Annotated in this window: 12 protein-coding genes, 1 pseudogene and 1 riboswitch; of the genes and pseudogenes, 7 read left to right on the forward strand and 6 right to left on the reverse strand. The window is 34.8% G+C overall.

Translation table 11 applies throughout. The annotated features are described in order from the left end of the window. Nucleotides 1-270 precede the first annotated feature (270 nt). The 6 genes and pseudogenes from V7024_RS23740 (at nucleotide 271) to V7024_RS23765 (ending at nucleotide 4,275) form a co-directional block, all read left to right on the forward strand. Complete coding sequence (locus V7024_RS23740; RefSeq protein ID WP_335524512.1) at nucleotides 271-1,314, forward strand: serine hydrolase domain-containing protein; 1,044 nt, start codon at nucleotides 271-273, stop codon at nucleotides 1,312-1,314. A gap of 316 nt (nucleotides 1,315-1,630) precedes the next feature. Continuing rightward, nucleotides 1,631-2,247, forward strand: a pseudogene (gene iscB / locus V7024_RS23745) (RNA-guided endonuclease IscB). Continuing rightward, nucleotides 2,237-2,461 (forward strand): hypothetical protein, encoded by a 225-nt coding sequence (locus V7024_RS23750; RefSeq protein WP_335524513.1) that lies wholly within the window; start codon nucleotides 2,237-2,239, stop codon nucleotides 2,459-2,461. Before iscB ends, V7024_RS23750 begins: the two are co-directional and overlap by 11 nt. 156 nt (nucleotides 2,462-2,617) lie before the next feature. Further along, entirely contained in the window at nucleotides 2,618-3,175 is a 558-nt protein-coding gene (locus V7024_RS23755; RefSeq protein ID WP_335524515.1) for an isochorismatase family protein, read from the forward strand. Nucleotides 3,176-3,335: 160 nt separating this feature from the next. Continuing rightward, on the forward strand, nucleotides 3,336-3,806 hold the full coding sequence (locus V7024_RS23760) for a DinB family protein (protein ID WP_335524517.1): 471 nt from the start codon (nucleotides 3,336-3,338) through the stop codon (nucleotides 3,804-3,806). Between the two features lie 112 nt (nucleotides 3,807-3,918). After that, the gene (locus tag V7024_RS23765; protein ID WP_335524519.1) at nucleotides 3,919-4,275 is read left to right on the forward strand and encodes a hypothetical protein; all 357 of its coding nucleotides are present in this window, start codon (nucleotides 3,919-3,921) and stop codon (nucleotides 4,273-4,275) included. 102 nt (nucleotides 4,276-4,377) lie between these two features. Here V7024_RS23765 and V7024_RS23770 read toward each other — a convergent pair whose 3' ends face one another. Genes V7024_RS23770 through V7024_RS23780 form a run of 3 tightly spaced genes read right to left on the reverse strand, consistent with a single transcriptional unit; the run spans nucleotide 4,378 to nucleotide 8,785 of the window. Beyond that, a complete protein-coding gene (locus V7024_RS23770; protein ID WP_335524521.1) occupies nucleotides 4,378-6,612 on the reverse strand; it encodes a transglutaminase TgpA family protein in 2,235 nt (744 codons plus the stop codon). Further along, nucleotides 6,609-7,823: a DUF58 domain-containing protein gene (locus tag V7024_RS23775; RefSeq protein WP_335524522.1), complete on the reverse strand. Its 1,215-nt coding sequence runs from the start codon at nucleotides 7,821-7,823 to the stop codon at nucleotides 6,609-6,611. Before V7024_RS23775 ends, V7024_RS23770 begins: the two co-directional genes overlap by 4 nt. Continuing rightward, nucleotides 7,823-8,785: an AAA family ATPase gene (locus tag V7024_RS23780; RefSeq protein WP_335524524.1), complete on the reverse strand. Its 963-nt coding sequence runs from the start codon at nucleotides 8,783-8,785 to the stop codon at nucleotides 7,823-7,825. The genes V7024_RS23775 and V7024_RS23780 overlap by 1 nt, the downstream gene beginning before the upstream one ends. A 511-nt stretch (nucleotides 8,786-9,296) precedes the next feature. On the opposite strand from V7024_RS23780, the gene V7024_RS23785 reads away from it, so the two are divergent. Beyond that, nucleotides 9,297-9,638, forward strand: coding sequence for an SdpI family protein (locus V7024_RS23785; RefSeq protein WP_335524525.1), 342 nt, complete (start codon nucleotides 9,297-9,299; stop codon nucleotides 9,636-9,638). Nucleotides 9,639-9,791: 153 nt separating this feature from the next. Here the strand turns inward: V7024_RS23785 and V7024_RS23790 are convergent, their stop codons facing one another. From V7024_RS23790 to V7024_RS23800, 3 genes are all read right to left on the reverse strand, one after another. Then, nucleotides 9,792-11,159 carry an alanine/glycine:cation symporter family protein gene (locus tag V7024_RS23790; RefSeq protein ID WP_335524527.1) on the reverse strand — a complete coding sequence of 456 codons (1,368 nt, stop codon included), beginning with the start codon at nucleotides 11,157-11,159 and terminating at the stop codon, nucleotides 9,792-9,794. 108 nt (nucleotides 11,160-11,267) lie between these two features. Then, nucleotides 11,268-11,388, reverse strand: a riboswitch (glycine riboswitch). Between the two features lie 219 nt (nucleotides 11,389-11,607). After that, complete coding sequence (locus V7024_RS23795) at nucleotides 11,608-12,138, reverse strand: nucleoside-triphosphatase (protein WP_335524528.1); 531 nt, start codon at nucleotides 12,136-12,138, stop codon at nucleotides 11,608-11,610. A gap of 45 nt (nucleotides 12,139-12,183) precedes the next feature. Further along, entirely contained in the window at nucleotides 12,184-12,636 is a 453-nt protein-coding gene (locus V7024_RS23800) for a PH domain-containing protein (protein ID WP_335524530.1), read from the reverse strand. Nucleotides 12,637-12,690 lie beyond the last annotated feature (54 nt).

The following is a 12,690-nucleotide window of genomic DNA, read 5'->3' on the forward strand; positions in this document are numbered from 1 at the left end:
AATTAGCGTAAGAACCATTTTATTCTGGCGTTTACATCTTTAGCTTTTAGTTGGTCTGCTTGGATCGTTTAAACATTCATACGATATTTTGAATAAAGTTTAAGTATTTGTAAAAAAGCTTAATCAAAATCCTGTCCTGAAAAGCTGGACTTTATTCTCTCCTGGTATTAATGAGTAAAAGGAAATTCGTATTGAAATGGGGAATAATACATTGTTATCTATTAATGGGGGAGAAAAGACACAACGAATAAATAACATTAATTTAATAGAATGAGGGGGATTATTTTGAGCAATCGAGCTTTAAAATTTACTAAAGCAATTCATAACATAATAGATGAACAATTTTCTGGAGCTATTTACATCAAAGATAACAATGAAGTCTTATTTGAATCAGCATTTGGTTATGCGAACAGGGCTGATAAAAAATTAAATACTGTTCATACACGCTTTGGAATTGCATCTGGCTGTAAGTTGTTTACAGCTGTTGCTATTTGTCAACTAGTTGAAAAAGGTTTACTATCATTTGAAACTCGTCTTGAAGATTGTTTAAACATAAAATTCCCGCATTTTAACAAAGACATAACAATTCATCACCTTTTGACTCACACTTCTGGAATACCGGACTATTTTGATGAACAAGTAATGGATAACTTTGAAGACCTTTGGAAACAAACACCTATGTATCTTTTGAATGACGTAAAAGATTTTCTTCCTTTATTTCAAAAGGGGAATATGATGTTCCAACCTGGAGATAAATTCCACTACAATAATGCTGGATTCATTGTTTTAGGTTTAATCGTAGAACAACAATCAGGACTTTCTTTTACCAACTATATTGAATCAAATCTCTTCCAACGATGTGGAATGAATGATTCAGGATATTTTCCTTTAGATCAACTCCCTAAAAACACTGCCTATGGGTACATAGATAATAAAGATGGAACGTGGAGAACGAATAGCTACTCTATTCCGATAAAAGGTGGAGCTGATGGAGGTGCTTTTATCACATCATCAGATATGGTCAAATTTTGGGAAGCTTTGTTTAATCATCAACTTTTGAGTAAAGAATGTACAGAAACACTTTTGAATTCACAAATCCGTGTTAAAGATGGGGTAGATTATGGATATGGACTTTGGATCACTAAAAGTGAAGAATCTATAGTTAAGTATCATGTAATGGGATATGACCCTGGTGTAAGCTTCCATTCTGCTTTTTATCCTAAGTCAGGAATCAAGATAGTAGTAGCTTCAAATAAAAGTTCAGGATCCTTTGAAGTAATGAAGGGGATTGAAGAAATTATTTTTGAGAGATGATCAAACATTATTCGAGTCAACTACCCACCACTTAAACGCTAACACGTTTTGAAGTGGGGGCTTGTAAAAAAAGCCCTGGTTGTCTAGCCTTAGTCTTTCGTGGACTCCGTTCGTAGGTTGCATACCCCAAGAATGATTCCCTAGTTTTTGGCTCTATGGTGGCTCTGTAACAGTTCTGATTTGGAAGGAACAGTCAACCACAAGCCTTCTTTTATAAGAAGTTGCCAACACCTACAAACATTGGCGAAGGGAAACGAACTCTTAGGAGGGACAAAACATGCATGTATTTGTCAAGAATTTAAGGGGAGAACCACTTATGCCCTGTAGTCCTCGTAAGGCAAGGCTTCTTCTCAAACAAGGAAAAGCAAAGATTATTGGATACACTCCGTTTACAATTCAATTGCAATATGCCACAGGTGAAGCGGTGCAACCCGTTACAATTGGTGTTGATAGTGGTTCAAAACATATCGGCATTGCAATTACTACAGAAGACAAAGTTCTAGCAAAAGGAACCATCCAGTTACGTCAGGACGTCAAAGAAAATCTCACACTAAGAGCTGCATTACACAGAGGTAGAAGACAACGGAAAACGAGGTATCGCAAAGCCGTTTTCTCAATCGAAAAAAGAAAGAAGGATGGTTACCTCCATCGATTCAAAGCAAAGTAGATAATCAAATTCATTGGATTGAAATATTCAAGTCACTCTTACCTTCACCAAAAGTGATTGTCGAAGTAGGGAAATTTGATGCACAAAAGCTAAAAAACCCTGACATACAAGGAACCGAATATCAACAAGGAGATGCCTTTGACTTTTGGAATACGAGATATTATGTATTTGCGAGAGACGATTACACCTGTCAAATTTGTAAGAAACAAGGTGGCATTTTGCATACGCATCATATCATCGAACGGTGGTTCGGATATGGCAAATAACCTTGTAACGGTGCATGAAGAGTGTCATCAAAAATTTCATCAAGGAAAAATCAAACATGTTTTTAAGAAACCAAAACAATATAAAGAAACAGCCTTTATGAATATATTGCGTAAGCAAATCATAAATCGTTTAAATTGTGAGATTACGTATGGCAGCTACACAATGGGGACTTCTTTCGGAAATACGTTAAAGGACAGTGTTGTTGGGGAATAATGGGAAAGTTTTTCAAATGATATTAGGTTGAAAAAAGGATTTTATATTTCTATAACGAAATAAATTAAAAGATAAGGGAGGCGATATTATGAACATTACAATGAAGAATGGTATGAAGAACACGTGTAAAAATTATAACGAAAAGGAGTTTTTCTATTGAACCAAACTTTGCTTATTATTGATGTCCAACAAGAATTAGTTGATGGTAATAATGAAATGAAAAGTGTGTTTAATAAAGAAGTGTTATTAGATAACGTTAATTTAGTTATTAATAAGGCATTAGAATCACAAGCTTTAATCATCTTTATAAGGGATAAGGATGTTGCTGAAGGAAAAGGTCCAGGGTTTCAAATACACCCGAAAGTAAACGTGCCAACTACTGCAAAAATATTTGATAAAGCAGCTACAAATGCATTTTATGGTACATCATTACTAGATTTTTTAAAGGAAAATGAGATTGAACATATTGTTATGATGGGATGTAAAACAGAACACTGTATTGACACGGCAGTTAGAACTGCAACGGTAAATCATTTCGATGTTACTTTAGTAGGAGATGGTCATTCGACGACAGATTCTTCAATTCTATCTGCTGAGAAAATCATCAGTCATCACAATGAAATACTTCATGGTCATTACAATGTTGACAACTTTTCTGTTGTTCGGACTACCCAAGAGGACTTGTTTCAACCAATCCATGACAATTACCGATAAAACGCCATTTATCCATTTAAATTGAAAAGTACGTAATTGTTATATTTGTAAATATGTTGAAGCCAAACATGTACACCCCCGTCCTAAAACTAGAACGGGAGTGTACGTATTAAAGATATGAAATAATTTTATTAAAACTTTATAAAAGGAGAAGAGAATTTTGAAAAAGTCAACTCATTGCGTTATAGAAGAATTTAATCAGTTAATTCCTTTTCTGATTTCTTTAGAGGCAGTAAGTGAAAAGTTATTTTTCAGTCCTATTTGTGAAGAAAAATGGTCAACGGCTGCAATTATCTCTCATTTTATGTATTGGGATCGATATATTTTAGAGGAGCGCCTTGAAGGGATGGTTCATGGAGAGTTACTTCCAAAAGCTAAAGTGAATGTAGAAGAAATGAATAGGCTGGCAGAGGAGTATGCACATTCAGGAATTAGTAAGAAACAACTAATTCAAGAGGTCTGTGAAACAAGACAAAGATTATTAGATTCGTTAGCCGATAGAAATTTAGGAGTTATTTTCTATATAGAATCAAATGAAATGACAGTAAATGAATATTTCAAAGGAATGGCGAGGCATGACATCCATCATATTAAGCAAATTAAAGAATTTTTAAGATTCGGCGATAATTAAAGTTAGTTATAAATGATGATACAGCTAAAGAAAATGAAAAACGGGGAAGAATATGAGCAAAAAAAGAAAATGAAAACAGAGGGAATATAATCAAAGGCAGCAGGCTCTTAAAATGCAAAAAATGGACCCGGAAATCAATTCACATAAAAAAATACAAAGATTTATAGCTAAGCTAATCTACATAATAGCAGCAGCGTGTATATGGGGTGTTTTATTTTTAGCTATTAAACCTACTAGTTTTTTGCATTCGATGCTGCTTTTTCTGGTAATGATGGTATTATTTTTTCTATATTTAGCATTGTTTGTGCTGTTCGAAGAAGACAATCAGACTAATAGACAAACGAACAGAAGAAAAATATCAAGAAATAGTTCCTCAAATTCATCATGGGGATACTGGGATGGAGATAATGGGTGTAATAGCAGCAGTGATAGTGGATGTGGCAGTTCAGGAGATGGCGGAGGGGATTAGAAGTTAGCTATCTCTCCTAAATGTTTATTAAAAAAGTACGCCTCAAAGAACAAAGTAGCTCATAGTCTTTGAGGCATTTCCTTTCGACTCACGTTATCAAAATTAAATCACTGCATCGAAGTCAGTTGATTTAGGCGGAGAGGCCGCTTTTTTCAGTAGCATTTCCCATAATTGTACAGATTTTCTCCATTCGACTACGGCTTGTCCGTTTTGATACATAGCATTTTCATAACTTAAAGTAAGTTGTTGCATATCATTTGAGCCGTAAAGCATATCAATGTGGAGTGCATATTCTCGTAATGTTTGACTTTTTTTACGTTGAATACCGATTCTTGCAAATTGTTTTAAAAGTGCTTTGTAGGCTTTTGGATAAACGGCATCACTTTTTCGGTATTTATAGAAAAGAATGATTAAAAATGTGAGCCACTTCATTCTCGTAGTAAAGAGAATGTACCCAATGATACTTATTGGAATAGAAGAGAGGAGTACGTACCACCAGGAAAATCCCTTTTTAGAATCTGTCATCTTTTTAGTAGAGACTCCTTCTGTATCTTCTATTAAACCTTTGAGTTTTGCCTCATTGTTCCGCTGTTGTATTTGCTCGTTGGTAGAATTGATTTCTTCGCTATTTTGTGAATTAGAAGCAGGAGTATTATTTATAAAATTATAGGGATTGGTAAATCCTTTTGTTGGTTCGAACGGAATCCATCCGTATCTTGGAAAGTATACTTCGACCCAAGAGTGTGCGTTATTGTTTGCAATTTTATAAACGTTATCACTTTCTAAACCAGTAAATGTATTGTCAAGAGTTCCTTCAGTATAGCCTTTTACCCAGCGAGCGGGAATCGAGGCAGAACGAAGTAACACGATCATTGACGTCGAAAAATTATTACAGTATCCGCTTTTTGTATTGAAAAGGAATTGATCTACATAATCTTGGTCTTTGGCAGGCACCATGACATTGATTGTTTCGTATACAAATGAATTATCTGTGAAGTAATTTTCGATAGCTAATACTTTATCATATCGGTTATCTTTTTCATTTGTAAGACTAACAGCTAAGTCTTTTACTCGCTGTGGTAATGATTCGGGAAGTTGTGTGTACTTTGTCATGAAATAAGAACTTGTTTCGTGACCTTCGTTTGGTTTTACAGTTTTCAAATTTTCTATGGAAAACTGTGGGGTTTTATATGTTACTTTATACGAATTTAAAGCAGTAGAAGCGTCTCCGTTCATCGTATAAACTTTTTCTGAAAACGGGTCAACACTGTATGATATATTAGCATCAGCCTCAACCTCAACAGATACTAACCCTGCTGGATAAATAAGATGAGGGTAGCTTTTTTGCATCGTAATTGTTGCTGTGGATGCCTCCATTTTTGTATTTTGTTCGTACCAGCTCACGATGTCATTTTTATTTTTAAAAGAAACCTTTTTCTGCTTTTCAGAAACCTCCCAGCCTTTTCCTGTATAAAAATCTTTTGTTTCTACTCTCCAATATTGTTTGTTTTGCGTTTGCGCTGTAAAAACAATTGTATTATCCGCCTCAAAAGGCCCGCCTAATTGCGAGTCATCTAAACCGTATCCGATTTTAGAAACTTCTTGTTTTTTACTTACTTCAGATGTTTTAAACTTCAAAAAATCCATCGGGTTAGTCCATTGAGGTCCAAATTTCGGAGCAAAGTATGCAATGGTTGTTGCCAATACAATAAATATTGCAAGAGGTCTAAGTAATTTTGTGAGATGTCTAGCATAATTTTGTAATTGTTCACTCGCTTTTATTCGTTCAATTTGAAGAAGACTAAGCATAAAAAAGCCAATGACAACGGTACGAATAATCGCATAGTTTGCGTTGTATAAATGTAAGTTATGAAAAGTCGTGATATAAATGATAGTCAAAATAAGAAATAACAATCCACGTTTTTTATGAACCATCCAATAAGAGATGAGAGAACACAAAAACCAGAATGATAGAAAAAATAAGAATGTCGGAAAAACTGGAGAAATATCTAGTAGATTGCCCTGAAAAAGCAGGGATCCATTTTGGGAAATATCAGAAAAGAATGTTGTCAGCCAAGACGGGTTTATAAAAGTATTTTTATAATATAGGGAATGAATGATGAATAAAATCGTTACAACCTTTATTGGAATCTGCCACTTTGTTTGAAAAAAAGAGAGAGTGAAGCAAATTCCTATAAATATTACAAAAATATCTAATCTACCTACATTTGTAATACCTATAAGCGGCCTTACCCACTCAAGCAAAAGAAGAAATCCGCACATATGTATAAAGAATCTATTCATATCCAATTGATGTTTCACTTGTAATGTTCTCATTTGCTCACCTCAAAAAACACGTTTGTATAATGGTTTTCATAAACCGCTTTTACAAATATTTTTCGTTTTTGTAGAGTTTCTAGTATATTTAGTTCTCGATGTGAGAGTTGGTTCGCTTTTTCTTTCACGACAAACACCATTAATTTTCTATTTTTTATTGCTGCACAATCAGCCGCTTTTTGAATATCGGGAGTAAGGTCACTTGTTACAAGTATAATTGTAATTGGCTGGTAAATTTTTCTTAATTCCATTTCTACAATTTGAGAAAGCGGGAATACACTGTCTGCTTGTACTTTCGCTAAATGACAAAAGATTTGTTGCAACTGCTTATCTCCATTATCTAAAGGGAAAGTCGTTCGTTCTTTGCCAACAGACACGAATGACGCTGGTGAATTTTGTTTCAAGACAGCCCTAACAATTGAAGCAGTAAACGAAACGACTGATTCAAATAGAGTAGTTGAGGTTCTGTCCATGAATATCATGATATTATTGCTGCGCTGCTGTTCAAACTCTTTCGTCATAATATTGTTTGTACGTGCAGTTGCTTTCCAATCAATCCATGAAAAACGATCACCAGGTATATATTCTCTGACACCGACAGAGACTGTAGAGTCTTTTGCTAAATTTATATTTGCCGAAAGCGCTCCTTGTTCGAAATGATTTTCCAATTGTCGATACTTTATGTCTACATACTGAGGATAGACTAAAAACGTATCAGGAACTGAAAAAGTTATCTCTTTTTCCATAATACCGAATAGATCACCAGTTTTTACACGTACACTTGAAAAATTGTGCTCTCCTCTAGGGATTGTGTCAATAACATATTGAAATGAAATATGTTGCTTAAATCCAGGAAAGAGAATTACTTTATTTGCCTTTGTTTGTTTACAGCCTATAAAGTGCGGTGGTAGTTCATCTTCCACAACTAAATAAAGTAAGGGAAAAGGGAGTTTTCTCTTTATTGTAATCGTACTGAAAAATGGTTCTCCCGCTACATATTCTTTTTTATTCGTTATTCGTTTTACTTCAGCGTCCCGTAAGGCGTAGAAGGGAAGTAGTAATGAATAAAGACCTAAAGGAATCGTGCTGTAAAATAAAAACCAACTTACAAATCCTCCTTGCAGCATGGCGTACACAAATGTTAAGACAAGGCATAAAGGGATTAGTAATAACTTGGAAACAAGATAAAGTACGCGTAGTAGTCGTTTCATCAAAGGTTCAGCGTCCTTTGAGTCGGCACGGTAGTTCGTGCAACAATTTTTGCGATAACTTTTTCTCCCGTTACTCCTTCAAATTTCGCTTCCATTTTTAGAATGAGTCTGTGAGCTAAAACGTAAGGAGCTAAAAATTTAACATCGTCTGGAATAACATAATTTCTGCCATGAATGAATGCATAAGCCTGTGAAGCTTTCATTAAAGCAATTGAGCCGCGTGGGCTTGCACCTAGCTGTATGGAACTATAAGATCGAGTTTGATTAACAAGTTTTACAATGTAATGCTTGATTGCTTTGTCTATGCTTACTTCCCGTACACTTTGTTGTAAATTCAGTAATTCTTCTATTGTAGTAATAGCTTGTAAATGAGAGAGTGGCTTTGTTTTTTCCATACGGTTTAAAATTTCAAACTCTTCTTCTGGTGTAGGATAGCCCATTTTTAGTTTCAATAAGAAACGATCGAGCTGAGCTTCTGGCAAAGGGTATGTACCTTCATATTCAACTGGATTTTGGGTAGCCATTACAAAGAATGGTTTTGGTAACGGTCTTGTGGTGCCATCTATTGTGATATTGCCTTCCTCCATACTTTCAAGTAAGGCAGATTGTGTCTTTGGTGATGTGCGATTGATTTCATCAGCAAGTACGAAATTCCCCATAATTGGTCCAGGTTTGAACTCAAATTGCAATTCTTTTGGATTATAAATAGAAACACCTGTTACATCAGACGGCAGTAAATCAGGTGTGAATTGAATTCGCTTGTAATCGGCATCAATTGATTTAGAAAGAGCACGTACTAGCATTGTTTTCCCGACACCGGGAACATCTTCTAATAGTACATGACCTTCAGCTAAGAGAGCTGTCAAGGTTAGGATTGTTTCTTTTCGTTTTCCTACCATCAATTTTTCAATATTGTTAATGATTTTTTCTACAATTGGATGTAGTGTATCAAGCTGCGTCATCGTAATCCTCCTAATTTTATTATCGTTTTCTAGTTCATTTACTGTGAAATAGAAATTAAGTTAAAGAAATGAGTTTCTTCCGTTTATTGCAGTAGAATAGTAATCTAAGAAATAATTAGCATTTGTATTATAAAAGTAAAAAATTGAAACCTATATTTTAGCTAGGAAGCCTTTGAGCATATATTGCAAAAGTATAAATGCTAAAAAATATAATGACACACTTTATAATTTCTATATCTCCAAAGGAAATCCTACTCTTAATTTCATAAATATTCAGATTATAATTTTAGGGTTATACCTAATACCAGTGTTGCTGTTACTTATTTCTTCTAGTATCTTTTACGCCAAGACCTTAGGGAATCTCGAGGTTTCCATGAATAATGTCATATAGTTGTTACACTATATATTTACATTAATTAACAAATAGAAGTTTAATTGTAATAATATGGTACAATCGGTTAGTAAAGGTAATGATCAATTTTAAAAAAATAAATAAAGAGGGGGAATTTAAATGGTATATATGTTTGTAAATATAGGAATTAGTCTATTGATTGGCATCATATTCATTTTATCCGCACAACTATTAAAAAAATATCCACCTACAGATATTAATGCAGCATTTGGTTATCGAACGCGTCGATCAATGAAGAATATAGAGTTATGGCATGCGGGGAATAAATATAGTGCTAAAATTATGAGGAAAAACGGTTTTTTAATGATACTTATAGGAAGTATCATTAGCCTAACTTTCAGGTATCCACATACAATAATTGCGCTCATAGCTCTTATGATACTATTAATAATTATTATGTTTTTTAGGGTAGAGACGAAATTAAAGGTAGTGGAGAAATAATATAATAATCAATTACAATCTTTTTTATAAAAATCGTATCATGATTTATAGTTGAAGAATCCATTTTGCTCGAACTTTTTCAAAATGGATTCTTCTTATTTATCATAAATTAAGGGTTTTTTAATCAAACTTTATTTAAAAGCAAGATTTAATTTAACTTGCAATCCGATTGTTAGAATTGTTTGATTCTTCCGCCTGCAAAAACCGTTGTGTTTCTGTAACGACGATCCCGCTTAATCCAATCAAACCAATTAAATTTGGAATTGCCATTAGTCCATTTGCAATATCAGAGAACGTCCAAACAAGCCCTAGTTTTAAATTTGCTCCAAAAAGGATTATACTAACAAAAATAAGACGATAGTATCGAACCGCAGGATAGCCAAATAAATATTCAACACATTTCTCTCCATAATATGACCAACCCAACATGGTTGAGTACGCAAATAAAATAATTGCAATGCCAAGGATTATACTTCCGGCGTTTCCAAATACAGTTTGAAATGCAAACGTCGTTGCTTCAACACCCGTTTTACCAGAATTCCAAGCACCTGTTGTAATGAGTACTAAGCCAGTGATTGTACATACGACGAATGTATCAAGAAATGTACCAGTCATAGATACGAGTGCTTGTTTAGCAGGGGAATCAGTCTTCGCAGCAGCAGCAGCAATCGGTGCACTTCCAAGTCCGGCTTCGTTTGCGAACACCCCTCGCGCCATCCCAATTTGAATAGCTGAAGCAATAGTTGCCCCAGCAAAGCCTCCAGCAGCTGCAGTGCCATGAAAAGCACCTGAGAAAATAAGCTGAAATGCTTCTGGAATTTGATCTATATGATAAAAAATAATAATAAGTCCAGCAATGATATAAAAGAAAGCTTTAATTGGAACAAAAAATCCGGTCACTTTTCCTATTTTTTTAACACCGCCTAAAATAACAATTGCGATGAAAAGAGCCATTATGATTCCTGTTACGACAGGGGATACGGAAAAGTTAATTTTCATTGCCTCAGCAACTGAATTAGACTGCACCATATTTCCGATTCCAAATGAAGCTGTTGTTCCGAAAATAGCAAATAATATAGCGAGCCATTTCTTTCCTAATCCATGTTCTAAATAATACATTGGACCACCTGAGTATTCCCCGTTAGCGCCATGTGTGCGATATTTAACTGCAAGAATCGCTTCTGAATATTTTGTTGCCATTCCAAACAAGGCAGTAATCCACATCCAAAACACTGCACCTGGTCCCCCGATAGACACTGCGGTTGCAACACCAGCTATATTTCCCATGCCGATAGTAGCGGACATGGCGGTCATTAACGCTTGAAAATGGCTAATATCTCCTTTAGCTGAGTTGTCCTCTGATTTTCCGAATGCTAACTTATGAGCATATAATAGTTTAATAAATTGTAGGCCTCGTAGACGTACTGTAAGGAGGATTCCTGTCCCAACAAGCAGTAAGAGTGTCGGCAGTCCCCATACGTAATGATTGATTACTTCTAATACTTGATTTACTGTTTCCATCTTTACTCTCCTTTTGAAAAAATAAAAAAACCATTTCATATAAACGAAATGGTCTCTGGAGATACAAGGAATAGAAAAATAAACCGATTCGGGAATCGGTATTTTCTGTCGCTTGTCTCTGTCCTTTTACCTGAGAGATTATCCGCTGTAATGGCGGATTTGCTCCTTCGGTGCTCTGTTTCCTCCATGCTGCTGTGCAACAGGAGGGAGTCTCTCCAGAGATTCGTCCCCATACAGTTCTACTTGAATACAAGACCTGAGAGTTTCAAAGCTGTCCGACCAGCTTTTTGCCCCATCGGTAGATCAAAGGATCTTCTCCTGTATGGTTCATCCGAATGCTATGAAATTAACATGAGTAATTATAGCTACGAATTATATTGTAAGTCAAGAAGGAAATAAAAATAGATTCATATTCAAAATTTCACTATTGATGATTTTCCATGATTTTTTAGACATGAAAAATGCTTGTCTTTCGTAATCCATAGATTACTTTAGTAAGCACGCCATTATAATTTTCACGCGTTAATTCATGCATTTTCATACTACTATTAGTCTTTATATCATCTATTTTAGGATGAGAAGCATAATAGATTGTTCCTAACACAGTTTGAGAACTTTGCATCAATTGATTAATAGTAGATAGAAATTTTGGAGATGAGATTTGCATAGGGCCAATTTCATCAATCACTATAATCTTATTTTGGTTATTTTGGACTGAGTCAATAGCAATACTTTCAAATTCGGAAACGTTTACGCCATATCTGCCTACTCTAATATCACTGTTAAAATTAACATCTGCAATTACCGATTCGTCTCTATTTAGAGAGATAATTTTAAACCCCGTTCTATTAGAATTCTCTACAATTTCCTCTGTATAAAATCCACTAAAGCTTTCTACTCCAATTTCGCTTATTATTTTCTTTAGAGCTGTAGTTTTACCTACTCTTGGCTTACCAGTTAGAAAAAAATGATTTCCCATAAAGCTATGTATCCTCCTGTGTCGTAAGAGTAACTACGTATTGAATTAGAGCTGTTTCGTTTTGCTATTTTGTAAATGTGGACACTTAGCAAGTAAAGTTGTGATAAATAATTCTTCGTTTTCTGGTGATAGTTTGACGCTGCCGAATAGAGCGTTAGGATAGTGAATTTCTACACCGTGAAATGCAGCTGCGGGGCGGAAGCCCATCATCATATCATCGGTTGGATGGATTTTTGTTATATTTACGTAGGGAACATTGCACCAAAAAGGACCGCATCTTGCATATAAACTCTTTTCTCGTAATTCGTAGCGAATTCCGAAAATAGTCCAAAACATAAATAAGTCAAATATTAGAATGACACTAGGAATAACAATCCAATCTACAGAGTTCAATGTGTTATCTAACCAAAGCGGAAGAGAAAGGAGTATGTTAGAAAATAGAATAATTCCAATCATCATATACCAATATCCCTTATCTCGTCGTACTTTCCATCTCATAACATCACCCGTTTCTTTATTTGATATGAAAAAACGAGGGGGTTATACAAATAT

The organism is Bacillus sp. JJ864, assembly GCF_036963045.1.
In the GTDB taxonomy this organism is placed as follows: Bacteria; Bacillota; Bacilli; order Bacillales; family Bacillaceae_G; genus Bacillus_A; species Bacillus_A pseudomycoides_C.